The sequence below is a fragment of the Acinetobacter sp. YH12211 genome, from assembly GCF_013418015.1.
In the GTDB taxonomy this organism is placed as follows: domain Bacteria; phylum Pseudomonadota; class Gammaproteobacteria; order Pseudomonadales; family Moraxellaceae; genus Acinetobacter; species Acinetobacter towneri.
Genome location: NZ_VPCW01000006.1, coordinates 112,820 through 138,890, shown reverse-complemented (window position 1 = coordinate 138,890; position 26,071 = coordinate 112,820). Strand labels below are relative to the sequence as shown.

General features: G+C 41.6%; 20 protein-coding genes and 3 tRNA genes. 9 read left to right on the top strand and 14 right to left on the bottom strand.

The genetic code is table 11. The annotated features are described in order from the left end of the window. Positions 1-221 precede the first annotated feature (221 nt). Positions 222-1,127 carry a protease HtpX gene (gene htpX / locus FTU98_RS05285; RefSeq protein ID WP_004972117.1) on the top strand — a complete coding sequence of 302 codons (906 nt, stop codon included), beginning with the start codon at positions 222-224 and terminating at the stop codon, positions 1,125-1,127. A 111-nt stretch (positions 1,128-1,238) separates the two neighbouring features. Here htpX and FTU98_RS05280 read toward each other — a convergent pair whose 3' ends face one another. The 3 genes from FTU98_RS05280 to FTU98_RS05270 all read right to left on the bottom strand — a co-directional run bounded on the left by FTU98_RS05280 (position 1,239) and on the right by FTU98_RS05270 (position 6,579). Then, complete coding sequence (locus FTU98_RS05280; RefSeq protein ID WP_004972119.1) at positions 1,239-1,829, bottom strand: DUF4112 domain-containing protein; 591 nt, start codon at positions 1,827-1,829, stop codon at positions 1,239-1,241. A 146-nt stretch (positions 1,830-1,975) separates the two neighbouring features. Next, positions 1,976-3,310, bottom strand: coding sequence for a magnesium transporter (mgtE, locus tag FTU98_RS05275; protein ID WP_179988559.1), 1,335 nt, complete (start codon positions 3,308-3,310; stop codon positions 1,976-1,978). Positions 3,311-3,474: 164 nt separating this feature from the next. Continuing rightward, positions 3,475-6,579, bottom strand: a complete 3,105-nt coding sequence (locus tag FTU98_RS05270; protein ID WP_180050645.1) for a multidrug efflux RND transporter permease subunit — start codon at positions 6,577-6,579, stop codon at positions 3,475-3,477. A 282-nt stretch (positions 6,580-6,861) separates the two neighbouring features. On the opposite strand from FTU98_RS05270, the gene FTU98_RS13935 reads away from it, so the two are divergent. Next, positions 6,862-8,730, top strand: a complete 1,869-nt coding sequence (locus FTU98_RS13935; protein ID WP_257220021.1) for a hypothetical protein — start codon at positions 6,862-6,864, stop codon at positions 8,728-8,730. Between the two features lie 35 nt (positions 8,731-8,765). On the opposite strand, the gene FTU98_RS05260 is transcribed toward FTU98_RS13935, so the two are convergent. The 5 genes from FTU98_RS05260 to FTU98_RS05240 form a co-directional block, all read right to left on the bottom strand. Next, the gene (locus FTU98_RS05260; RefSeq protein ID WP_179991139.1) at positions 8,766-9,917 is read right to left on the bottom strand and encodes a LuxR C-terminal-related transcriptional regulator; all 1,152 of its coding nucleotides are present in this window, start codon (positions 9,915-9,917) and stop codon (positions 8,766-8,768) included. A 259-nt stretch (positions 9,918-10,176) separates the two neighbouring features. Next, the gene (gene groL / locus FTU98_RS05255) at positions 10,177-11,811 is read right to left on the bottom strand and encodes a chaperonin GroEL (protein WP_168418833.1); all 1,635 of its coding nucleotides are present in this window, start codon (positions 11,809-11,811) and stop codon (positions 10,177-10,179) included. A gap of 60 nt (positions 11,812-11,871) precedes the next feature. Beyond that, the gene (gene groES, locus FTU98_RS05250; RefSeq protein WP_004972131.1) at positions 11,872-12,162 is read right to left on the bottom strand and encodes a co-chaperone GroES; all 291 of its coding nucleotides are present in this window, start codon (positions 12,160-12,162) and stop codon (positions 11,872-11,874) included. A 185-nt stretch (positions 12,163-12,347) separates the two neighbouring features. Further along, positions 12,348-13,121 (bottom strand): metallophosphoesterase, encoded by a 774-nt coding sequence (locus tag FTU98_RS05245; RefSeq protein ID WP_179991140.1) that lies wholly within the window; start codon positions 13,119-13,121, stop codon positions 12,348-12,350. Beyond that, a complete protein-coding gene (locus FTU98_RS05240; protein WP_257220020.1) occupies positions 13,102-14,034 on the bottom strand; it encodes a diacylglycerol kinase family protein in 933 nt (310 codons plus the stop codon). Before FTU98_RS05240 ends, FTU98_RS05245 begins: the two co-directional genes overlap by 20 nt. A 421-nt stretch (positions 14,035-14,455) precedes the next feature. Here FTU98_RS05240 and FTU98_RS05235 point away from each other — a divergent pair, with 421 nt between their 5' ends. Both FTU98_RS05235 and FTU98_RS05230 read left to right on the top strand, forming a co-directional pair. Then, positions 14,456-16,285: a phosphoenolpyruvate carboxykinase (GTP) gene (locus FTU98_RS05235; protein WP_179991142.1), complete on the top strand. Its 1,830-nt coding sequence runs from the start codon at positions 14,456-14,458 to the stop codon at positions 16,283-16,285. Positions 16,286-16,578: 293 nt separating this feature from the next. Beyond that, positions 16,579-17,013, top strand: a complete 435-nt coding sequence (locus FTU98_RS05230; RefSeq protein ID WP_131260784.1) for a hypothetical protein — start codon at positions 16,579-16,581, stop codon at positions 17,011-17,013. A 39-nt stretch (positions 17,014-17,052) separates the two neighbouring features. On the opposite strand, the gene FTU98_RS05225 is transcribed toward FTU98_RS05230, so the two are convergent. Both FTU98_RS05225 and folD read right to left on the bottom strand, forming a co-directional pair. Then, complete coding sequence (locus tag FTU98_RS05225; RefSeq protein WP_004972140.1) at positions 17,053-17,721, bottom strand: methyltransferase; 669 nt, start codon at positions 17,719-17,721, stop codon at positions 17,053-17,055. A 270-nt stretch (positions 17,722-17,991) separates the two neighbouring features. Further along, the gene (folD, locus tag FTU98_RS05220) at positions 17,992-18,840 is read right to left on the bottom strand and encodes a bifunctional methylenetetrahydrofolate dehydrogenase/methenyltetrahydrofolate cyclohydrolase FolD (protein ID WP_004972142.1); all 849 of its coding nucleotides are present in this window, start codon (positions 18,838-18,840) and stop codon (positions 17,992-17,994) included. Between the two features lie 153 nt (positions 18,841-18,993). On the opposite strand from folD, the gene FTU98_RS05215 reads away from it, so the two are divergent. From FTU98_RS05215 to FTU98_RS05205, 3 genes are all read left to right on the top strand, one after another. After that, positions 18,994-19,067 (top strand) — tRNA-Cys (locus FTU98_RS05215). Between the two features lie 15 nt (positions 19,068-19,082). Next, positions 19,083-19,168, top strand: a tRNA-Leu gene (locus FTU98_RS05210). A 112-nt stretch (positions 19,169-19,280) separates the two neighbouring features. Next, entirely contained in the window at positions 19,281-20,012 is a 732-nt protein-coding gene (locus FTU98_RS05205) for a hypothetical protein (RefSeq protein ID WP_180050643.1), read from the top strand. Positions 20,013-20,082: 70 nt separating this feature from the next. On the opposite strand, the gene FTU98_RS05200 is transcribed toward FTU98_RS05205, so the two are convergent. Continuing rightward, positions 20,083-21,855, bottom strand: a complete 1,773-nt coding sequence (locus tag FTU98_RS05200) for an alkaline phosphatase (RefSeq protein ID WP_180050640.1) — start codon at positions 21,853-21,855, stop codon at positions 20,083-20,085. A 208-nt stretch (positions 21,856-22,063) separates the two neighbouring features. Here FTU98_RS05200 and FTU98_RS05195 point away from each other — a divergent pair. Both FTU98_RS05195 and FTU98_RS05190 read left to right on the top strand, forming a co-directional pair. Beyond that, positions 22,064-22,149, top strand: a tRNA-Leu gene (locus FTU98_RS05195). 119 nt (positions 22,150-22,268) lie between these two features. Beyond that, on the top strand, positions 22,269-22,694 hold the full coding sequence (locus FTU98_RS05190; protein WP_167845853.1) for a hypothetical protein: 426 nt from the start codon (positions 22,269-22,271) through the stop codon (positions 22,692-22,694). A 25-nt stretch (positions 22,695-22,719) separates the two neighbouring features. Here FTU98_RS05190 and FTU98_RS05185 read toward each other — a convergent pair whose 3' ends face one another. The 3 genes from FTU98_RS05185 to ftsH form a co-directional block, all read right to left on the bottom strand. Continuing rightward, complete coding sequence (locus FTU98_RS05185; RefSeq protein WP_131260668.1) at positions 22,720-23,034, bottom strand: DUF5713 family protein; 315 nt, start codon at positions 23,032-23,034, stop codon at positions 22,720-22,722. Between the two features lie 90 nt (positions 23,035-23,124). Then, positions 23,125-23,979 carry a dihydropteroate synthase gene (gene folP / locus FTU98_RS05180; RefSeq protein ID WP_096900999.1) on the bottom strand — a complete coding sequence of 285 codons (855 nt, stop codon included), beginning with the start codon at positions 23,977-23,979 and terminating at the stop codon, positions 23,125-23,127. A gap of 177 nt (positions 23,980-24,156) precedes the next feature. Continuing rightward, on the bottom strand, positions 24,157-26,046 hold the full coding sequence (gene ftsH / locus FTU98_RS05175; RefSeq protein WP_004972155.1) for an ATP-dependent zinc metalloprotease FtsH: 1,890 nt from the start codon (positions 26,044-26,046) through the stop codon (positions 24,157-24,159). Positions 26,047-26,071: the final 25 nt, after the last annotated feature.

Below are 26,071 nucleotides of genomic sequence, written 5' to 3'. Positions count from 1 at the left end.
TTGTTCCATTTTAGAGATTTGTTTAAGATAAGATATAACTCATTGAGATGTGTCATAGTATTCGTCGTTAGAAAACAATTATTGTGACATTATTTCAATGAGTTATCTATTTTTGTCGTGTACAGAGATTTTTTCTTGAATTTTTAATACATACACCGCATATTTACGGCATGGTTTATTAATAAATCAGATTACATTTTTAATATAAGAGGATTTACTCAATGATGCGGATTGGTTTGTTCTTGCTAACCAACCTCGCGGTACTGGTTGTAGCTGGCATAATTTTGTCACTCTTCGGTGTCGGTAGTTACCATGGCGCGGGTGGCTTAAACCTAGGCAACCTGTTGGTCATCTGTTTTGTCTTTGGTATGGTTGGCTCTTTAATTTCACTATTCATGTCTAAATGGATGGCGAAAAAAACAACTGGGACTGAATTAATTGACCCGAATGCACCTCGTAACCAAGCTGAAGCGTGGTTATTAAATGAAGTTGCGCAGTTGTCGCAACGTGCTGGTATCAAAATGCCAGAAGTGGGTATTTTCCCTTCTTACCAATCGAATGCTTTTGCAACAGGTTGGAATAAAAACGATGCTTTAGTGGCTGTATCTACAGGGCTGCTTGAGCGTATGAACAAAGATGAATTACGAGCAGTTTTGGCACACGAAATTGGTCACGTTGCCAATGGCGACATGGTGACCTTGGCACTCATTCAAGGTGTGGTCAACGCATTCGTCATGTTCTTTGCCCGTGTTGCAGGTGACTTCATTGACCGTAACGTATTTGGTCGTGAAGACGGCGAAGCACCTGGCTTGGCTTATTTTGCAATTACCATTGTACTGGATATCGTATTTGGTATTTTGGCCTCTTCAATCGTGATGTGGTTCTCGCGTCAACGTGAATACCGTGCCGATGAAGCAGGTGCACGTTTGGCAGGTAAGCAAGCCATGATTTCTGCATTATTACGTTTACAGGCAGAATCTGAAATGCCTGATGCAATGCCAAAAGAAATGAAAGCTTTTGCGATTTCTGCAGGTAAAGAAGAAGGTTTTAGCTTGGCAGCGTTATTCCAAACTCACCCAAGCATTGAACAACGTGTTGCAGCTTTACAGCAATTAAATTTACCTTAATACTGCTAGCAAGATATTGTAACAGCGACACCAAAAAGCTTCCTCAGGGAAGCTTTTTTCATGTCTGTAAATTAGATCTGCCAGATGGTTTTGTACTTTAAACAGGTTCATTTAAACAGCAAAACTTTGTGACCAGTGCCACAACCAACTTGCACCGAGCCATGCTGCCCAAATAAAGAAAATAAGAAAAATCACACCAAGCAAATCAGGCAAATGTAGCCACAGCCATGCCACTACAGGATTACGCCAAAATGCTGACTGCTGCTGTTTACGTTCCAATCGCTCATGTAAAAAAGGATGTACCACATGATGCTCACTGTGAATCTGATATTCTTCACGGATATGCGTATGCACTACATCTAAAGCTTTACGGCTTGGACGAATAAATACATCAAATACTGTGCCGACAATTGGCACAAAACCAACTACTGCATCCATCACAGCAAGTTTAATCACGGGAGTGAGTTTGGTTTGTGGTACACCAATTTGTTTGGCTTTATAAATCGCATAACAGGTCAGTGCAAAACCTGCGACATCCCCCGCGACAGGTACAGTGCCTAATGCGGCATCTGCTCCCACGCCCTGCTTGGTAAATGGAATACGCACCACAGAATCCATCATATTGGCAAACTTGGCTAAATCGCGCTCTAAGCGAATCACCTCTTGCTGGCTAAGTTTTTTTGAAGATGCAGGTTCTGGCATAGAAAACGTATCGTTGGGTAAATGCAATCTACTTGAGAATAAAGCAGTTTTTTACTCAGGTCTGTTATGATTTTATAAACAGAATTTTGATCAATGCAAAAAAGTTTAAGATGAGGTCTTGAATAAGTCATCATCACCGACAGTGTTTAAAGTAACAACTGTGAAGCAATAAATAAGTACACCACCACGCCCGTTGCATCACAAATCGAGGTTACCAAAGGCGCAGAGGCACTGGCAGGGTCTAGTTTCAGGCGATGCAAAATAAAAGGCAAACTCATGCCAATTAAACAGCCCATCAGCACAATGCCTAGCATACTCAGTGCCAATACCACAGACACCATCATATCGCCACGGTAATAGCCTAAAATTGAAACCGCAAAAGCCATAGTTCCACCCAAACATAGCGCCACCAAACTTTCACGTCCGAGTAAATGCAGCCAATCTTTAAATTGCACATCACCTGTAGCCAGTGCCCGTACCATTAAGGTCGCAGACTGAGAACCCGCATTACCACCACTACCGACCAAAAGCGGCAAGAAAAAAACCAGTACAATATGTGCTGCAATAGTGTCTTCATAATGCGCAATGCCAATTCCAGACAATAAACTGCCAAATACCAAAATCACCAACCAAAACACACGTTTGCGATATAAAAATAAAATTGGCGCAGTTTTTATACTCATGCCAGGTGAAGACGCTACCGCACTTGATTTTAAAAAGTCTTCTGTAGTTTCTGCCTGTACCACGTCCATCGCATCATCATAGGTGACAATCCCCAGTAAATGCTGTGCATCATCTACAATCGGTAAGGCCAAAAAATCATAATGGCTGAGTTTTTGCGCGATACTTTCCTGATCTTCTGTCACTAAACCAGTGACTAAATCTGTGCGCATCACATTTTTAATTTTCTGTTCAGGCGGGTTTTGAATTATTTCTCTTAAAGAAATCACCCCCAATAGTTTCATCAGTTCATCGACAATATAAATCAGGTACAAAGTTTCCCGATCTGTGGTCATTCTGCGTAATTCATCTATGGCTTGCTGCATGTTCAGTTCTGGTGAGAGCACCACGAAATCCGAACTCATAATCGCGCCCGCAGATTCTTCAGGATATCGCGCTAAAGTCTGAATCTGTGCGCGTTTTTCTTCCGTAATGTGTAAGCTGACAAAACGCTGTAAATGCGGAGAAAGTAACTTAAATAAGTCGGTGCGGTCATCTGAATGCATGGCTGAAATCAGTTTGACCAATTGCTGCGGTGCCATCGCCTCTGCAATTTGATGTTGCGAATGCAGTGGTAAAAACTCCATCACCAAGGCAGCACTGTCAATTTGTTCAATTAAACTCAGCTGTGCTTTCAGACTCAAGTGCTGCATTAAGTCGGCTAAATCGGCAGGGTTGATACCATCGATCAAGCTGCGCACTGTACTTGACTGATGTAATTGCAAGGCTTGTTCTAACTGTTCAGCGTGCAGATTGGTCATTAATCTCACCCACTCCATCATTCCAAAACGTAAAATGAAGAATGGGCAAAGTTTCTCAGCCCAAACCAACCCTTAAAAACCCGAAAATCTGTAGATTTATACAAGATTTTTAGCGTTTCATATCATAGCCTATAATTTTGCTAAGTGCCTAATAAAAAACATCTTTAGTTTATGGGTGATGAACGATTCACTTGAAATATAGAACGAACCAGCACATACATAAACGGAATAAAAACAAGCACTAAAATTGTGCCAAAAATAACTCCACCTAAAACACTCACCCCAATTTCCTGACGGCTTGCTGCACCTGCACCAAAGGCAAATACTAGCGGCAAAATACCTGCACCAAATGCCAATGAGGTCATTAAAATAGGTCTGAGCCGTAAGCTTGCACCTTCTAAAGCGGCTTGAATCACCTGTTTGCCTTGTTGCTGCGCAGCCGAAGCAAACTCCACAATTAAAATGGCATTTTTACATGACAAACCAATGGTGGTAAGCAAGGCAATTTGGAAATAAATGTCGTTCGGGAAACCTGCCAAATAGCTGAAAATAATATTTCCACCAATTCCTAAAGGAATGGCACTCATCACGGCTGTTGGAATACTCCAACTTTCATACAAGGCAGCAAGGCATAAGAAAATAAACCCGATGGAAACCAAATACAGTAACAAAGCCTGATTGCTGGACTGATTTTCTTCAAAAGACAACCCACTCCATGCCAAGTCAATGCCCTGCTGCTGTGCCACCATCTGTTCTAAATCACGCATCGCCTGCCCTGAGCTATATCCTTCGGCAGTATCGGCTTCCATTTGCACGGCGCTATACCCCATAAAACGATTGACGACTTCTGGCCCACCGCTCCAACTGAGTTGAGCAAACTGGCTAAAAGGTACCATTTGATTTTGCTGACTGCGTACCGACCATTGATTCAAATCTTCAGGTTTACCACGAAATTCGGCATCACCCTGCATAATCACACGTTTAATTCGACCACGGTCAATAAAGTCGTTGATATAACTACCGCCCCAAGCTGCCGCTAAGGTACTGTTAATAGCCGTTTGATTTAAACCTGCTGCCATCGCCTGTTTCTGATCAATCGTGACGTTTAACTCCGCTTTTTCAGGATTGGCACGTTGATCTAAATTTTTAAAGCTTTGATATTGAGCGGCTTGCTGCTGTAAATTTTGAAATTGCTGAATTAAAAAATCGCGTCCTGTACCATTCACATCGCGCATCCAGAACTCTAAGCCATCGGTTTGCCCCAAACCACGAACTGCTGCGGGCATGCCAATGGTAATTTGTGCATTGGGATGCTGTCGAAAATGCTGCATAGCACGTTCACGAATAGCTTGTGCGGTATGCTGTTGCCCTTGACGCTCATCCCAATGTTTTAGCGCAATAAAACCCTGCCCTAAATTCTGCCCTGTTCCCGAAAAATTACGTCCATAACGAATCATCACCAAATCAACATTGTGGGCTTCATGCTGCATAAAGTATTCACGTATGCTTTCGCCCACTTCACGACTTTTAGACAACGGCGCACCTTCCTGTAATTTAAATTGCACCGACAACATGCCCTGATCTTCATTCGGGATAAAACTGGTAGGTAGGGCACGGTAAAACAAAGCAAAAACCGTCAGTAAGCCTGCAAAAATAACCAGACACACCGCTTTATGCTGAATCGTCCAGCCTGATAATTTGAGATAGTGTTGTTTTAAGCGTTCCAGTTTTTGATTAAACCAGATGGCCCATTGGGCTGGTTGTGGATTGGGTTTTAAAATCAAAGCACACAAAGCAGGCGTTAAAATTAAGGCCACACCTAAAGACAGCGCCATCGCAGTCACTAAGGTGATAGAAAACTGGCGATAAATTACTCCAGTCGAACCACCAAAAAATGCCATAGGAATAAATACTGCGGTCAAAACTAAGGTAATGCCGACCAAAGCACCGCTAATTTCCTGCATTGATGCGATGGATGCCTGTTTAGCCGAGAGCTGCTGTTCGTGCATTAAACGCTCGACGTTTTCGACCACGACAATCGCATCATCCACCAATAAACCAATGGCTAAGACCAAAGCGAATAATGTCAGCGTGTTAATACTCATGTCAAACAGTTGTAACACGGCCATGGTGCCTAAAATCACTACAGGCACGGTTACGGTAGGAATGAGCGTCGCGCGCCAGTTTTGTAAAAACAAGAACATCACAATGACGACTAAAATTACCGCTTCAATTAAAGTTTTCACCACTTCTTTAATTGATTCCTGCACGAAAGGTGTGTTATCGCGTGGATAGACAATTTGGTAACCTTCGGGCAATTGTTGTTTTAAATGCTCAATTTGTTTTTGAATTAAGGCTGAAGTTTGTAACGCATTGGCACCAGAAGATAATGAAATCCCCATCCCTGCCGATGGAAAACCATTAATGGTATTAAAGCTTTGATAATTTTCTGCACCAAGTTCAATACGTGCCACATCTTTTAAATAAACAAAGCCACCTGCCTGATCTGCTTTTAAAATAATATTTTCAAATTCTTCTACCGTTTTTAAGCGTGAACCTGAGGTGACTTTGGCATTGAGATATTGTTCTTGTGCTGTGGGTAATTCACCAATTGCCCCTGCTGCAACTTGAGTATTTTGTGCCAATACCGCAGCACGTACATCACTTGGCATCAGCACATATTGTTTTAACTTTATCGGATTCAGCCAAATCCGCATTGCATATTGCGCACCAAAAACATCGACCTCACCCACACCTTCAATGCGTGCCAACTCTTGCTCTAAATGACTCATCATATAGTCAGACAATGCAATATTGCTGCTTTTGCCTGTGGCATCGTACAGCCCAATGACCATGTGGGTATCACCCAATGATTTAAAGACATTTACCCCCTGACGCTGCACATCTTCAGGTAAGCGGTTAATTGCGCCATTAATCGCATTTTGTACCTGGACTTGTGCGGTATCGGGGTTGGTACCATTTTCAAAGCTAATGCTGATGCGACTTCGTCCTGAAGAATCACTGCTAGAACTGAAATACAGTAAGTGATCTAAGCCTTTAATTTGCTGTTCCAAAACCTGTGTGACGCTTTCTTCAACAGTTTCTGCCGAAGCTCCTGTATACGTTGCGCTGACGGTGATACGAGGTGGTGCAATGTCTGGGTAGCGTTCTACAGGTAAATTTAATACTGAAAAAATCCCGAGTGCCATCACCACAATGGCGAGCACACCTGCAAAAATAGGACGTTCAATAAAAAATTTAGACAACATAAAACTGGATCACTTATAGATGGCAATGTTGATATTTAAATATGAAATGAATCAAGTGGATGAAGATCATCAAAAAAACTTGAAACCGTTTTTCAAATTAACACAGCAAAATAGAACTTCGATGACTGCATATCAAAAAATCTAGTTTTGTCACAAAAATATTGATTGGTCTTCATTTTTTCTCACAGATTTTGTATTTGACCTCCCAATTTTGGGATAGCTCCTAGATTCATCTTATTTCTATACTTCTGACATAACAATTTGGATGACAAGGAATTCATGATGAAAAAAACCTTATTATGCTTAACTTTAGCAGGCTTACTCAGTGCATGTGGTGGTTCAGACAATGATTCTGGTAGTTCTGCTCCCCCACCATCAAACACCACAAAAACTGGCGTACTGACCGATGGGCCTGTGAGTGGTGCAACTTATACAATTAATGGTGTCTCTAAACGTACAAATGCTCAAGGGGAGTTTGAATATCAAGAAGGTGATGAAATCACTTTCCATATCGGAAATATTGAAATTGGCACAGTAACTGGTGCTGATCGTATTACCCCTGTGGAGTTAGCCGATGATGTAACAACACGAACAAATTTACTTATTTTTTTACAATCTTTAGATTCTGAGGGTGATCATGACGATGGTATTCAAATCCCTGACTCAGTGAGTCAACTCCCTGCAAACTCAATTGACTTCTCTAAACCAACAACAGAATTTATTACAAGCTTTCAACCTGTTCTACAAACAATAGAAGTTTTTAAAGATAAAGTCGTAGTTAGCGCAACAGAAGCACAAGCTAACTTTAACAAAACACTCCTCAAAGATATCGTTGGGGTTTGGTACGCAAAAAATGCTGAATCAGAAATCGTACTTCAAGTAACCTCAGACGGGAAATACCTGATTGGCGAACCTATTGTTAGCTCACCATCTGATAGTGCGAATGGCATGGAGTACGGTGAGTTATCGGTAAATGCTGTTGCTGGAGATTTATGGGCGCAATCTTCAATTGATACAAATGAAGATTGGGGCTTAACTGATTCTGGAAAAACACGTGATATGAAAATATCATTTGATGGTACACAGTTAAAAATTTCTGAAGCTCAAAACCCTAATGAAAGTGCAACATTTACTAAAGTCCCTCAAAACAATTCGAGCATTGCAGGTGCTTGGAACTCAAGTTCAGGCAAGCAACTATTTGTTTTCAATCCGGATAATAATACCTATATCATGGTTGATGCTGTTGGGGACGATCAAGTGGAAGTTGGAGAAACGCCTTGTGGTGGACCAGGTATCGAATATGGTAAATATCGTGTTCAAGATGGAAAGTTATTCGTAGATAATATCCTGATCGATACAAATGGCTGTGCAGGCTTATCTGACAATAGTGCAAGCTCAAGCTCAGGTCTACCAGTCACGGTTAATACGACATCACTTACACTCCACGAACCAAATGAAGGTACATTTATACTCACAAGACCCAATATAGAAGGTACTACCACAAGTAGCGCAAGCCAATTCTATAAAGATATTGCTGGAACTTGGGAAATTGGACGCACCAACACATCTGCTGTTTTATTACATATTTTACCCGATGGACGTTATGCGCTAGGTGAAGCAGATGAAGCTGATGTAACGGGGCAACCTGGTATTGAAATAGGACGACTAAATTGGAATGCTTTAACTTCAGCGCTGAACCCTGTAATTTCCATAGATACAAACGGTGACTACGGGCTTTCACATCCTGACAATGATGGTCACCACCGCCTAAGTTATAATGGCACAGATCTAGTGCTGACTGATGTAGGAAGTAATAGCACCTATATTTTAACTAAAGTAAAACAATCATCAGGTCTAGTTGGCACTTGGCAATTTAATCAAACTCACTTGTTTGCTTTCTTTGACACAGGATTCTATTTCTTGTTAGACACCGAAGGTGATTGCGATAACCCAGGAATTGAATATGGTAAATATTCAATAACATCCAATACACTTGCCGTAACAGAAGTGTTATATGACACCAACGGTTGCGGTGGATTACATGACACTTCGGATGGCAGTAAAGTGAATGCAACTTATAGTATTTCAGGTACAAGCTTGACCTTACATCCTCAAGGTGAAGACCCTGTCACTCTACAACGTAGCAATTAAACACGATAAAGCTGCCTAATCAAATTTAGGCAGCTTTAACCGATATGCTCAAAATGAATGGTACAGCCCATTAATAAATGCATGAGTTCAATTTGCGAGTTGCATTGGGTTTTTTCATAAATATTTTTAAAATAAGTGCGCACGGAACTGAGCGTAACTCCACAATGTTCTGCTATTTCTTCCAATTTATAGCCATTGACCAACAACTCACACAACTCAAATTCACGTTTAGATAACTGATAAGATTGCTGTAAATACGCTTTAGATAAAGTGTAATGCTGGTTTTTATCGGTCATTAGTACTGCAACATGGTGTTGTCCTACGTCCTGCTGTTGTACATTTTTTAAGTGTGAAAATGGTACTACGGTCAGCATCAATTGCCGCCCTTTTTGATCCGACAATGCCAAAACACCACCCACATCGGTATTGGTTACAGACCTTCCCAACAAAGCCGAGCTTAATAACTGATCTAAACGGCTTTGATCACCAATATTGGTCTTTAAACGGTTATGCAAGTCCAAATCTAGACAAGAACCTTGCTCCATCATGCGCTGTGCCAAAGGATTGCAATAATTTAATCTGAGGTTGTGATCAAGCAAAATAATGCCCGTTTTTAAATGATCCAATAAATGATATAAGCCGAGATTATCTTGTTGCACTAAACTGATTTGACGGTGAATCTGCAATGCACGGCGCAAATGCACCCCTAAATATTTTAAAAAATCTAATTCTTTTTGTTGATACGGCGCTGCATCAGGTGCTCGGTGTAAACCTAATACCGCCCAGCGGTGTGAACCCTGATCGAGCAAAACAGCCGAGATATAACTAATTCCCGTCGGATTCAAACAGCGTTCATAAAAGATATATTCATCACTTTCAGGGTTTTCCCCATAATGCGATAAATCCGAGCTCGCTACTTGCCCCACACCCGAATTTTCCCACAATACTCGGTGTAACTGCATGTCAATCACGCGAATCCGCTCATCACGATAGGCATGCAAAGCTTCATCTGGAATATTGTGACTAAATAAAAAATCGTAACTTGGGCTAAATTGATCTAAGGCAGTAAAAATGGCGGTTTTACTGTCTGTATATTGAACAATTTTTTCAATTACTTGCGGCCATAAATTCACATCTACAGCGGCATCATAAATACTGCCTATAATTTCGTGTTCTCGGTTATCCATTTTTATCCCCTTTATGCCTACTCCAGCCTGCATTACACTTATTTAATCATTTGTTTTTCTTATTATTCCAAGTAGCATAGTGGGTTTTATTCACAAAAAAAAGCAGTTTAAATACATATCACGCATTTAATAAATAAATGGAAAATGGCTAGGCAGTTTTGCTTTTTCATGCGTGCAAACTCTGAATTATAAAAACCACGTCATAAAAAAACCCCGTATCTGACGATACGAGGTTTTTGAAGTTTGGGTACGCTGATAATTACATCATGCCGCCCATACCACCCATTCCGCCCATGTCAGGCATTGCTGGTTTTTCTTCTGGGATTTCAGTGATCATACATTCAGTCGTCAACATTAAGCCCGCAACAGATGCAGCATGCTCAAGCGCAGAACGTGTTACTTTTGCAGGGTCAAGAATACCCATTTCAAGCATATCGCCATATTCAGAAGTTGCAGCGTTATAACCGTAGTTACCTTCACCGCTCTTCACTGCATTGATCACTACAGATGGCTCATCGCCTGCGTTTGCCACAATTTGACGAAGAGGCGCTTCAATTGCACGACGTAAAATGTTAATTCCGACATTTTGATCGTCATTTGCACCAGTTACACCGTCAAGTGCTTTCGCTGCGCGTACTAACGCAACACCACCACCTGCAACAACACCTTCTTCAACCGCAGCACGAGTTGCGTGAAGTGCGTCATCTACACGGTCTTTTTTCTCTTTCATTTCAACTTCAGTTGCCGCACCAATTTTGATCACTGCAACACCGCCCGCTAATTTAGCAACACGTTCCTGAAGTTTTTCTTTGTCGTATTCTGAAGTTGATTCTTCAATTTGCGCACGGATTTGTTGTACGCGCTCAGCAATTTGACCTGCATTGCCTGCACCATCCACAATCACGGTGTTTTCTTTAGATACTGTGACTTTGTGTGCAGTTCCCAAATGCTCTAGTGAAGTTTGCTCCAAAGACATACCAATTTCTTCAGAAATCACAGTTGCACCTGTCAAGATTGCGATATCTTGAAGCATTGCTTTACGACGATCACCAAAACCAGGCGCTTTCACCGCACATACTTTAATAATGCCGCGCATGTTGTTTACAACAAGTGTTGCCAACGCTTCGCCTTCTACATCTTCAGCGATAATCAATAATGGCTTACCTGTTTTCGCAACCGCTTCTAGCACTGTGATTAATTCACGAATGTTGCCCACTTTTTTGTCTACCAACAAAATGAATGGGTTTTCAAGTTCAGCAGTTAAAGTATCTTGTTTGTTGGCAAAGTATGGTGAGATATAACCACGATCAAACTGCATACCTTCTACAACGTCTAGTGAGTCTTCAAAGCCTGAACCTTCTTCAACGGTAATCACGCCTTCTTTGCCCACACGCTCCATTGCTTCTGCAATTAACTTACCTACAGTCGTATCAGAGTTTGCAGAAATCGAACCGACTTGTTCAATTGCTTTAGTATCTGATGCAGGTTTAGCCGTCGCTTTAATGTTTTCAACCACTGCTTTTACAGCAATGTCGATACCACGTTTCAAATCCATTGGGTTCATGCCCGCAGTTACAGATTTGATGCCTTCATTCAAAATCGCTTGTGCAAGTACAGTTGCAGTTGTTGTACCGTCACCTGCGATGTCGTTGGTTTTACTCGACACTTCACGAACCAACTGTGCACCCATGTTTTCAAATTTATCTTTTAGGGTGATTTCTTTAGCAACAGATACACCATCTTTAGTGATGTGCGGTGCACCGAAAGAACGGTCAATCACTACGTTACGGCCTTTAGGACCTAACGTTACTTTCACTGCATCTGCAAGGATGTTTACGCCTGCAATCATTTTTGTGCGGGCTGAATCACCAAATTTTACGTCTTTTGCTGACATGTTTGACTCCAAATATTTTTAAATAATGTTCAAATTGACTTTGAATAATGAGCGCTGAAATTAGCCTTCAAGTACCGCTAAAATGTCAGACTCTTTCATAATAAGAAGTTCTTCACCGTCTACTTTAACTGTGGTGCCTGCATACGTACCAAACAAGACTTTGTCGCCCACTTTAACGTCTAAAGCGCGCACGCCATTGTCTGTGATTTGACCATTACCTACTGCAATCACTTCACCTTGAGCTGGTTTTTCTGCAGCAGAACCTGGAAGCAAAATACCGCCAGCTGTTTTTGTTTCTTCTTCAACACGACGAATAACTACGCGGTCATGTAATGGACGAATGTTGCTCATAAATAACTCCATCAGACTAAGTCTATGTATAGATTCCTGATGACGACTTATTTATTCCATGTGTCATCATCAAAATAAATTTTAGATGACACAGTTGTGGGGATGGAAAAATTCGCTTCAAGGGGAAACGCTAAAAATATTTCAGTTTTTGTTGTTTTTTTAGACAAGTTGAGTGGATCAACCTTTTATTCTGTGTTTTGCAGCCACAACACGAATTGTTTTTGTTCTACATCATAGATGTAATGCTGCACATCACCATTATTGCAGACTATATTTAAGCTATTCGGCATACCTTGATGCAAACGCTGTGAAATTGCAGTTCCTGCATGAATATCGAGTACAGGATGTGCTGCACCAAGTGCATAGATTTGATTGAGGTCATATACAGCAGGCTGGTGTAAATGACCATGTAGCAAGGCATGCAAGCCGTTTTTACTCCATTGCTCCAACGCAATACGTCCCAACACAGGACAATCTTTAATACCGTGCACATTATCGGGCGGTGTATAGAACGGCTGATGCGCCACCAAAATTTTTAACTTATTGCTGGGCGCAATTTGCAATAAGGCGTCGATCTCCTGAATTTGATTCAAAGAAATATGCCCACGAGTATGAAAACGTCGCCGAATACTGTTCACCCCTATCACATAAAAATGGGCAGTTTCCAAAATTGTTTCCATACGGCCAAAAAATAGCTGATACCGTGCAAACGGACTAAAAAAACGATTCCAAAGGTGATATAGCGGAATATCGTGATTACCTGGCACAACCAAATACGGTAAATTCAAACTGTCTAAAAAATGCTTACAGGCATAAAATTGTGCGTAGCGTGCACGTTGGGTTAAATCTCCACTGACCACGACCGCTTCAGGTCGCATACTGGCACACAGTTGTTGCACTGCCTGCATACAAGCCACATTTTCAGTGCCAAAGTGCAAATCAGACAGATGCAGCAGCATGTGGCACCTTAATCTTTAATGCATTTTTCAATACTGAAATACGCAGCGGCGGACGCATTTTGACAATTTCTCCATCAAGCGCCACGGTCAGTTGTGGGCGTTTACTATGAATGACCACCTGCTCTGCTGCAAAACTGTACATATCATTGGCTTGCTCAGCCTTCCCCTGAATTAATTGCCACAGAATTTTAAACAAAGTCAATTTATCAGACTTTGCCACGGCAACACCTGCGACTTTGCCTGCTGCAGCAGCTTTGGCAATACGTAAATTCATTTCAGACAGTTGCAATTGATTATTCCCAAAGAAAATGAGCGGCGTTTTCAGCGGATAGCGCTTTGTATCGACCTCAATTTCTAATTTTAATTCTTTACGGTCACGCAGCAGTACATCTAAAGCCGAGGTGTAGGCATGTAAAGGAAAGCGTCCTAAATAACGGTTATAACGCTCACGTTTTTGAATAAATAAAGGGTATAAACCCAAACTGGCATTATTTAAATAGATGTGTTGATTGATTTGTGCCACATGCACAGCACGCGTACTGCCAGTTGCGATGACATGCGCTGCTTCAATTAAATCTAGCGGAATATTCAGTAAGCGCGCTACATAATTAAACGTGCCCAAAGGCAAAATACCCATGGGGATAGATGTCCCTTTTAACTTTGCAGCAACCGCATTTAAAGTACCATCTCCACCCGCTGCAACCACAACACCGCTTAACTGCGCTGCTTGATGCCGTGCTAACACCTGTTGCATTAACGCATCAAAGCCCGTACTCGCCCCAATATCAAAAGATTGAATTTCGAAGCCATGCTGCGATAAAACGTGCAACAACTCTTCATAAATATCGTCTTTATGATTAGCATGAAATCCAGATTTTTGATTATAAACAATCGATAAGGGCTGTAGCTGCATAAACCTCTGTGCCATTTTTTAAAGCTTTTGTTCTAATTTCAGTCAATTGATACGGAATGAAAAGCAGCTTTATGTAAAATTCAAATGATGACCATTCATTAAATCAATGACAAACCGATCAAAAAATCCCAACTCAACACATTGAATTATATAAAAATAATTTAAATAAATAATGTCCATCAAATATTTAAATAATAAAAAATGCAGCAACCAAAAAATGTAAGCATATGTTTAATATACAGTATTATTAATTTATCCAAACTTTTTTATCAGAAAGCCAAATCATGCCTAAGTCTTATTTTTTTTATGATTTTGTGCTTTAATACAGCCACTTTTTTTTCATATTTCATCTGAACCATGTACCCCATCGTTCAGATTGTACTTTGTACACGACTTGTACACATTTAAGATAGGCCTCACCATGACCCAAGTGAACGCACCAGAATTCGTTCGTCACCCTAAGCTTATTGCATGGGTTGAAGAAATTGCAAAGTTAACGAAACCAGCAAAAATTGAATGGTGTGACGGTAGCGCAGAAGAATATCAACGTCTAATCGACTTGATGATCGCTAACGGCACCATGCAAGCATTAAACCAAGAAAAACACCCTGGTTCGTACCTTGCAAATTCAGATCCTTCTGACGTTGCTCGTGTTGAAGACCGTACTTACATCTGCTCTGAAAACAAAGAAGATGCTGGTGCGACGAACAACTGGGAAGCGCCAGCTGAAATGCGCGCTAAATTAAACGGTTTATTCGACGGTTCAATGGCTGGTCGTACCATGTATGTGGTTCCATTCTCTATGGGCCCATTAGGTAGCCACATTGCGCACATCGGTATTGAATTAACTGACTCTCCTTATGTTGCTGTCAGCATGTCTAAAATGGCTCGTATGGGTAAAGCTGTTTATGACGTATTGGGCACAGATGGCGAATTTGTTCCTTGCGTACACACTGTGGGCGCACCATTGGCTGAAGGCGAAAAAGACGTTGCTTGGCCATGTAACAAAGAAAAATACATCGTACATTATCCAGAAACTCGTGAAATCTGGTCGTATGGTTCTGGTTACGGCGGTAACGCATTATTGGGTAAAAAATGCTTAGCGCTTCGTATTGCTTCTGCAATGGGCCGTGAACAAGGCTGGTTAGCAGAACACATGCTTATTTTAGGCGTGACCAATCCACAAGGCGAAAAACACTACATCGCTGCAGCATTCCCTTCTGCATGTGGTAAAACCAACTTTGCGATGTTAATTCCACCTGCAGGTTACGAAGGCTGGAAAATTGAAACTGTAGGTGACGATATTGCTTGGATCAAACCAGGTGAAGATGGTCGCTTATATGCAATTAACCCAGAAGCTGGTTTCTTCGGTGTTGCTCCTGGTACAAACACCAAGACTAACCCGAACTGTATGGCAACTCTGCACAAAGACGTGATTTATACCAACGTTGCTGTGACTGACAACGGCGAAGTATGGTGGGAAGGTCTATCTAAAGAAGTTCCTACAAACCTAACCAACTGGAAAGGTCAACCACACACTGGCGCAGAAAAAGCAGCTCATCCAAATGCGCGCTTCACTGTTGCAGCAGGTCAATGCCCTTCTATCGATGCTGACTGGGAAAATCCAGCAGGTGTTCCAATTTCAGCGTTCATCTTCGGTGGTCGTCGTGCAGACACAGTGCCTCTAATTTCAGAAGCATTTGACTGGGTAGATGGCGTATATAAAGCAGCAACGATGGGTTCTGAAACTACTGCAGCAGCCGTTGGTCAACAAGGTATTGTACGCCGCGACCCATTTGCAATGCTTCCATTTGCTGGTTACAACATGGCAGACTACTTCTCTCACTGGTTAGAAATGGGTGAGAAAGTTGGCGAAAAAGCAAAAGCTGCAGGCAACAAATTACCAGGTATTTACAACGTAAACTGGTTCCGTCGTGATGCAGAAGGCAACTTCGTATGGCCTGGTTTTGGTCAAAACATGCGTGTTCTTGAGTGGATCATTGATCGTTGCGAAGGTCGTGCAGATGCAGTTGAAACACCAATTGGTCGCGTTCCGACTTATGAACAATTGAACTGGACTGGTTTAGATTTCACTAAAGAACAATTTGAAACTGTTACAGCGCAAGACAAAGAACAGTGGATCAAAGAGTTAGAAAGCCACACTGAGTTATTCAACAAACTTGGTGAGCGCCTACCTGCTGCATTGAAAGCACGTCAAGCTGCTTTACTTGAAGCGGTTAAATCTGCGTAATTCAACGCTGATTGCTAAGAAAAGGTCACTTCGGTGACCTTTTTTATTGCCCTAATATTTTAGTTGCTAAAAACATCAACATTCCAGCTTCAACATCCCCCGCTGATGTGTAAATACTAAATAATACGAAGATTCAAGGTAAAAACATGACATCATCAAAACACACTTATCACCCCCAATATAGACAGCCTACCACATCACCAACAAAGCCATGCTTTGTCCACTCAGCTATGGCATACTTAAAACAAGAATGAAATGACATCAAAACATGAGACATGATCATGAATAAAACCATGAAGAATACAATGATTATTTTGGCTATGACGGGACTTGGGTTAGGTTTATCCGCTTGTCAAAGTTTGCCTGAGCAAAACGAGAATAGTTTTATTGGCTATAAAGTCGAAAGCAAAACTGATCGCAACGCAGTATTAGCCTACACTCTTGCAGGACGTCAAAACCAACAGCGCGATGAAAGTAAATTACAGCGTGCCTGCCAAAAAGAACTTGGTGCGCATAAAACTTATCAATTGCGGATTTTAAGTATTAATGAAGTGGTGAATCCTGCAGCCAACCAACAAGACCCGTATGGTCGCCAACTTGGGCAAAGCCGCACCTCTATTGGCTTATCGAACACACCTGAGCTACATAGCAGTGAAAACTATGCTACACGTCAGGCCTTAGATGCTCGCCCAAGCACACTGCGCATTGTGCGTTATAGCTGCAATTAATTCGCGCCACAAAACTGGCTTCCTATAAGACGTGATGAGTTATCGCGTCTTATAAAAACTCACATTACGGAACTCTTTGGCTTCATCCAAATCTGGCCATGTGGTCGCGCTGCGTTCATCTATTTTTATATATTGTGGATGACTAAAGTTTTTCACTCGGCTGTCTGCCACCCAAACTTCTGGGGCGAACTTTAAGAACTCATCTAAAAAAAAGCGATTGCATTGATCATAAAGTACATCGGCAGCCAACAATACATCCACTTGTTCTGCTTTGTATAGATCATCTAAATATTCAAGCACCACATCATTCAATTCAGCATTGGCTCGACAGGCTGCAAGGCTAATGGGGTCAATATCACAACAAATTACCCGTTTGGCACCTGCCATTTTTGCAGCAATCGCCACCACGCCCGAACCTGCACCAAAGTCTAAAACGACTTTATTTTTTACTTGCTGCGGTTCTGCCAATAACCATTGCGCCATTGCAAGTCCTGAAGCCCAACAGAAAATCCAGTACGGCGTATCATTCCAAATACGACGAATCACTTCATCATCTAGCTTGTCGGTAGGAAATACTGGTGGAATAAGCCAAAGTGAAATAGGCGTTTCAGGCAATTGCTGTGCCAGTAATTCACAATTTGGAATTACATCATGTAAAGCATCTAAAAGATGTTCAGGGGCTTTAGGAAATTGAAAGGTACAGCTCATTGGATTTTTATTCGTTCTAATTTAAAAAGTTCCCTCTGCTTTTTTAAAGGAGAGGGGGCATTCATTATTTTTACAATGAATTCCCCACTCTTTTTTAGGAGAGTTAGGGAGAGAATTTTTAAGCCCTCATCCCAGCCTTCTCCCTGAGCCGTATACGGCGCAAGAGAAGGAGCATCCATTATTTTCACAATGAATTTCCCCTCTCCTGAGCAAAATTTAAAGCACTGCTTTTAAATTGAAGCGCAAGAGAGGGTTAGGGAGAGGTCTTCATCAACCTAACGCTTTCTCAGCCGCTTCAACCGTTTGACGAATCAAAGTTGTAATCGTCATTGGGCCAACGCCACCTGGTACAGGCGTATATGCAGAAGCAATCTCTTCAATGCCTTGCAATTGGATATCACCAACACCACCGCCATCACGTGGATGGAAGCCTGCATCAACAACCACAGCGCCTGGTTTGATCCAGTCTTTTTGAATCAATTCAGCTTTACCAACCGCACCAACAATAATGTCCGCTTGTTTCACAAAACTTGCAAGATCTTGGGTACGTGAATGGCAAATGGTTACTGTTGCATTGGCTTCAAGAAGCATCGCAGCCATTGGTTTACCTAAAATTGCCGAACGCCCCACAACAACGGCATGTTTGCCTGCAATTTCAATGTTTTTTTCTTTAAGAATGGTCATAATGCCTGCAGGTGTTGCAGAACCATATGCAGCTTCGCCCATTGCCATACGACCATAACCTAAACAGGTCACACCATCTACGTCTTTTGCAAGTGAAATCGCATCAAAACAAGCACGCTCATCAATTTGCGCAGGAACTGGGTGTTGCAACAAAATACCATGCACATCAGGATTGGCATTCAATTTTTCAATTTCTGCCAATAATTGTTCTGTGGTGGTTTCTGTTGGCAATTCTACTTTTAAAGAATCCATGCCCACACGACGGCAAGCATTGCCCTTCATGCGTACATAAGTTGCAGATGCACCGTCATCACCGACCAAAATAGTCGCTAGAATTGGGGTACGACCTGATTTTGCTTTTAACGCTTCTACACGTGTTAACAGATCAGCTTCAATTTGTTTTGCCAATGCACGACCGTCTAAAATTAATGCCACGGCACATCTCCAAATGTTGATATGAATCAATTTTGCAAATAATACATGATTATTTAGACTATTTTATTCTATATGTCGAATTAATGTGCATCTGCTCATTTAATAGTATTGTTTTTTTTTCAGAGCTTGCTAATATACGCATCAACAAGACGTGGCGGGGTGGCAGAGTGGTCATGCAGCGGACTGCAACTCCGTGGACGCCGGTTCGATTCCGACCTCCGCCTCCAATCTTGTAAAACTATGCCCGAGTGGTGAAATCGGTAGACACAGGGGATTTAAAATCCCCCGCCCACAAAGCGTGCCAGTTCGAGTCTGGCCTCGGGCACCATTTTAAAACACATTAAAATGGTGCAAGTAAAGAACCCAGCATTTAGCTGGTTTTTTTATGCCTGCGATTTAGCCCTCTCCTATCCATATTCATTTCTCTGTATGACCTGCCTATGAAGCCCCAACAAGCACTGCTTTATGTGCAGCAATTACAGCAACAATACCCTGCTGCATTTAAAAGAAATATTTTGTTTTATGGTTTTATTCAAAGCAAAGGCATGCTGGATGATTGGAAAGAAATGATTCCATGGGTCTTGGCCTGCCTGATTTTTATTCCTATTTCAATCAGTCTGGCGCACGGGATTCAAAACTTTGCACCGCAGTACGATGCCTTTCAAGCCAAGGCATTGGCGATTTTAGCCATCATGTTAGGTTTTATGCTGCTTCTATCTTATGTGTTGTATCAAGTTAAACACAGTTCGGCATCGTGGTATCAACTACAGCAACATGCCACCATAAAAATAGCAGTATTGATTCTGCTACAAGCGGTAAATTTCGCCTATTTTCAGAGTGCAATTCTGCAAGGGATTTTATTCTTTTTCTGCATCAGTTTTGGTTTTGTACGTTTCTATAAAGAGAATATGTTCCGTGACCACATAAGCCTTGAACAAAAATATTGCTTAACGCAATTTCGCCGTGCTGCGTATTGGTCATATCGTCAAGCTGCTAAAATTCAATATCGGATGTATTTTTCCAATAAAAATAGCCCTCGTTTTGCCCAATTGAATCAGCAATATCAACATGCAATTCAGTTACATCAACAACTGATGCAGGTTGAACACAATTTATGTAAAAGCATTAAATACATAGATTTAGACAGTTATATTCAAGATAAACTCGATTAAAAACCTCCGCTTAATCATCAAAAAAAACCGAGCAACTTAGACTCGGTTTTCTGTAAATATCACACCAATTTTAAGCAGTTTTAGCGACATCAATGATTGGTTTTAAGTCTACACCATACTTCTGTTGATGACCACGCGTATCATCGAGTTTGTATTCACGTGCCTTAACCGTATCTATAAACTTCCAATCTGCAACCACTTGCGCACGATCAAAAGTCACCGTTAAATAACCACGTTGATTTAAGTTGCAATAATCTAGTTCATCAATCAGTTCTTGAAAGGCATATTCCAAGGCTGCCATTTCGTCTGCAGGCACATTTAAGTAATACTCAATTCCGGGCGATGATACCGAGCTGGTCGCGAATTCCAACCCAACCTCATGATTTGTTTCATGTGTATGCAAGGTTGCAGCCCAAGCATTGTGAGTATCACCTGCCAACACCACTGCTTTTTTCCCAAGTTGCTGCAATGTCCCATACACAACTTCTCGCTCGTAGGCATAACCATCCCAAGCATCGAGGTTATAAGGTGCAACCGCATACAAACGTGACTTATCTACTGCTGTCAAAGTTGGATCATTCGCTTTTAAACGCAATTTCAGCGTGACCAATTCTGTAATTTTCTGCTTCATTTGTGCAAGTGTTTCAGGTTGCTGATCACCATTGGTGATTTTCGCTAAAGGCAATAACAGTTCTTGTGGAATCAGTATTTTCGCCATCAACACTTGTTGAGCCAAAACATTCCAAGTAGCCTTAGACTGCCCCAACTGCTTTTGCAACCATTCTCGTTGAACTCCACCCATCAATGTGCGTTGATCACTAAATAAATCTGCCTGAAATTTAGCAGCATCAATACCTTCTGCCGTCATATAGTTAGCATAATCTAATTGCTTATGACGCGCCAAAATACGCGTATCCAGCATCATCAAATTCACCAAACCACCAAAATCAAACTGGCGATAAATATTCAAATGATCATTTTCTGCAACTGGACGAATTGGCATCCACTCGAAATAAGCCTGTAATGCGGCAATTTTACGTTCTATAAAGCTGCCTTCACCTTCTTGATGATTATCTGCACCCGCTTCCCAAGTATCATTACTGAGTTCATGGTCATCCCAAATGACAATAAATGGATGGCGTTGGTGAGCAGTCTGCAAATCAGCATCGGTACGATATAAAGCATAACGTTTACGATAATCATCTAACTTGATAATTTCTTTATCATTGTCTGCAGCAAAGGTACGTCCTAACTGTTTTGCATCGTCAGTCGCGTAGCCACCTTGTCCATATTCATAAATATAATCACCCAAGTGAATAATCACATCCAGATTGTTTTCCTGTGCAATTTCTTTATACACATGAAAATAACCTGCGGGATAGTTCGAGCAAGAACAGACCGCAAATTTCACTTGATCGCTGCGTTGTGGCAAGGTTTTGGTCTGTCCTATAGCAGAAACCGTATTACCAAAGCGGAAACGGTAATAATATTTAGTCCCTGTCTGCAAACGATCTGCATCGACCTTTACAGTAAAATCTTGCGCTGCACTGGTTTGTACTTTGCCTGTGTTTACTAATTGCTTAAACACCTCATCGCTAGCAATTTCCCAAACCACTTCAATGCGCGCTGCTGTATCACTTGGCGTTACACGTGTCCATAAAATGATACGGTCATGCAGCGGATCACCACTGGCGACACCATGCAAAAACTGCACCTTTAATGCATTTTCTGCTGTATTTTCATTGTCATCACCACATGCAGTTAATGCGACTGGCAATGACAACGCCCCAAAACCAGCCAAACTTTTTTGAATCAACTCTCGGCGAGTTAAGCGAATGTTCATGAATATTCCTTTTATTTTTCTTGAGCGCTCAACATAGAAATTTATGATTTCGCTTTGATCTCAAATTCATGAAATATTGATGACAAAAGCAGAAATATACTGCAAACCGAACTTTTTTCAAGCTAATAAGTTGAATTGATTGAAAAGAAAGCAATTGTAAATAAATTTACTTGCCAAGATTTATTTCGTCCTCTATTATTGCGCACATGCCCGAGTGGTGAAATCGGTAGACACAGGGGATTTAAAATCCCCCGCCCTCAAAGCGTGCCAGTTCGAGTCTGGCCTCGGGCACCATTTTAATGAATCAAATCATTCAAATGGTGCAAATAAAGAACTCCAGCATTAAGCTGGTTTTTTTATGCCTAAAAAATATAATATTGAAAACGATAACACTTATGTGCCGATGATTTGAAATGTCTCTACAACGCTTTATCTTCTCTTTCAAATGGGTGATCTGTTTATGCTGCTTGCTCAGTTTTGCAAGCCATGCACAAAATCCCAGCCTTGAGTCAGCAACCGAATCCGTAAACCCAATTGAAACTGATGCAGAATTTTATGATGTTTTTGCAGGAACATTGCAATATAAAAATCAAGAATTACAATTACGTCGTTGCAGCTTAGGCAACAATTTATATTTATTAAATTTCCAAAATCCTGAAGAAGAAAAGCAACTCAAAACTTTGCTGCAACAAAATACAAAGTTTTGGGTCAATTTAATTGCACAGCCGAATGAACATAATGGGCTATATACGTTGAATGTTCGGGAAATTGCAGAACTACATACACAGCAAAGTTGCCATTTGGATGATGTTTTAGATGATTTATTGAATCACCCATAAATTAAAGCTGAAAGAGAGTGACCTATCACCACTCTCTCGTTGCAATCAACTCTTCCATTTCAATCTCGAAATAGCCTTGATCTTGCAGCACCATCATCATCGCCTCAGCAATATAATCTGCTGCGGTATCGTCCAAATCTGAATCCAGATCTTCAAATTGTGGTTTCATTTTATTAATGGCTTGCACGGTCTGATCTGCAAAATGATAAATATCCGTTTCAGATAAATTGGATTTAGACACGTGTTTTGCAAACTGTTGAATCAGTTGTTTTAACTCAGCAACTAAAATATCAGGATAAAACTCATCATCAAACATCGGGAGAAGTAAATCTGCAAACATACAGGCACTCAAAAATACAGAGATTCAAGCGTGCCTATATAGCATAAGCAAGGCTTTAATTCTAGCTTCGCCCCAATTTGCATACTGCGATTAATTTGCCAACTGCATTGCTTGCCAGACTTTAATGGCGTCAGACATGGCTTTCACATCATGCGCACGCACCATACAAGCACCTTGCTGAATACTGAGTAAATGTGCCGCTACAGAACCAACTGCACGCTGTGTTGGCTCTGCCCCACCCAAAGCTTCACCAATAAAGCGTTTACGGGACAATGCCGATAAAATTGGATACCCCATACCATTAAGTTGATGCAACTCATTTAACAATTTCAGATTCTGTTGTGCATTTTTCGCAAAACCAAAACCTGGATCAATCATGATATTTTCAGGCTTGACCCCTACCGCCAAAGCATCAGCGACACGTTGCTGCAATTCTGCAATCACATCTGCAGTGACATCATCATATTGATCTAAATTGTTCATGGTGGTCGGTTCACCACGCATGTGCATAATAATCACGGGGATATTTAACTCAGCAGCTGTTTGCAACGCATTTGGACGGGTCAGCGCACGTACATCATTCCAGATATGCGCCCCCGCAGCTACGGCAGCACGAATCACTTCAGGCTGTGACGTATCAATCGAAAGCACTACATCATAAGTAGATAAGGCTTCCGCCACAGGAACCACACGACGAATTTCTTCTTCTACACTCACAGGACTTGCCCCCGGACGTGTAGACTCACCGCCAATATCAATCACGGTTGCACCTTCGGCTATCATTTCCAAAGCACGCGCCACAGCAGCATCTTTTTCATTATGTCGCCCACCATCACTAAACGAGTCTGGTGTCACATTTAGAATTCCCATCACATGCGGCTGAGATAAATCTAAACGCAAACGTCCACATTGCAATACACGTTTGGGTAATGGCATTAGCTGCATGCTGGTCTTCCTTTCAATTTGAAAAGCTTATTTTAACAAGGCTAATTTTAAAGATGTGGAATTCTTTTCGATGAGCGTCAACAGACCTCAATATTCCGGTCACAACTGCACATAAACCACACGAATAAAAAAAAGAGCCTTTATACAAAGACTCTTTTTTAACATCATGTGAGCTGATTAGCTCGCTGGTAATGGTGGCGGTGTGCTTGGACCATCGGTTGGTGTTACATCAATCACAGGATTGTCTGCAATATACACCTTCGGTGGCTGTGGCTCACGACCTTCCATAATGTCACGGATTTGGTCACGATCAATGGTTTCCCATTCCAACAATGCTTTTACCATTGCGTGGGCAATGTCTTGGTTATTTTCCAAAATATCGCGGGCAACTTTATATTGCTCATCAATAATACGACGAACTTCAGCATCCACTTGTTGCTGGGTGGCTTCAGAAATCGTACGGCTGCCTAAACTACCCATGAATGATTGTTGTGTATCGTCTTCATAGACCATTACGCCTAACTTGTCAGACATACCGTATTTGGTCACCATCGCACGTGCTAATTTAGTCGCACGCTCAAAGTCATTCGATGCACCTGTCGACATTTGATTAATAAAGACTTCTTCTGCAATACGACCACCAAACAAGATAGACAAGTCGTTCAGCATTTTGTCTTTATAATGGCTAGTTTGGTCATGTTCAGGCAATTGCCATGTCACACCCAATGCCCAGCCACGCGGCATAATCGTTACTTTATGCACAGGGTCTGTACCCGGCAGCATTTCAGCAACAATCGCATGACCTGCTTCATGATAAGCCGTTGCACGACGTTCTTCTTCACGCAGCACCATCGACTTACGTTCAGGGCCCATATACAACTTATCTTTAGCATCTTCAAAGTCGTGCATATCCACCGTATTTTTATTACGACGGGCAGCAAACAATGCAGCTTCATTCACAAGGTTCGCCAATTGCGCACCAGAGAAGCCTGGTGTACCACGTGCCAAGACTTTGACATCTACACCTGTAACTGAAGGCAGTTTTTTCAAGTGAACATTCAGAATTTGCTCACGACCTTTAATGTCTGGCAAGCCAACCATTACTTGACGGTCAAAACGACCTGGACGCAATAAAGCTTTATCCAGTACATCGGCACGGTTTGTCGCAGCGATAACAATAATGCCTTCATTGCCTTCAAAACCATCCATTTCAACAAGCATTTGGTTAAGTGTTTGCTCACGTTCATCGTGACCACCACCTGTACCTGAACCACGGTGACGACCTACCGCATCAATCTCATCAATAAAGATGATACATGGTGCATGGCGTTTAGCTTGCTCAAACATATCACGAACACGAGAAGCACCTACACCCACGAACATTTCAACGAAGTCAGAACCAGAAATGCTGAAGAATGGAACTTTGGCTTCGCCTGCAATGGCTTTGGCCAATAAGGTTTTACCTGTACCCGGTGGACCTACCATCAACACACCTTTAGGAATAGTTGCACCTAAACGCTTGAATTTAGCAGGGTCTTTTAAGAAATCTACAATTTCAACCACTTCTTGTTTTGCTTCGTCACAACCTGCTACATCGGCAAATGTGACTTTAATTTGGTCTTCAGACAACATTTTGGCTTTAGATTTACCAAAGCTCATCGGGCCGTTTTTACCACCTGCACCGCCACCCATGTTGCGCATAAAGAACATGAATAACAAAATGATTAAAAGTACAGGGAAACTTGCGATCAATAGTTGCATTAACAAACCTTGACGTTGAGGTGCAGTACCTTCAACAACAACGTTGTTTTTAATCAGATTCGGCATCAGTTCAGGATCTTGAACTGCTGGACGAATGCTTTCAAAGGACGAGCCGTTGACTTTTTCGCCACTAATTCTTTCGCCATCAATTGTGACTTGCTTAATTTGACCAGCATTCACCGCTGTAACGAACTCTGAATAGTTCATTGCAGTTGGCTTTTCACTGTTATTGATGTTGCTGAAAATTAGAATCAGCACACCAAGTATAATCAGCCACAATACGGCATTCTTGAAGAGATCGCTCAAAGCTTTATTCCCATATCAATCTAAT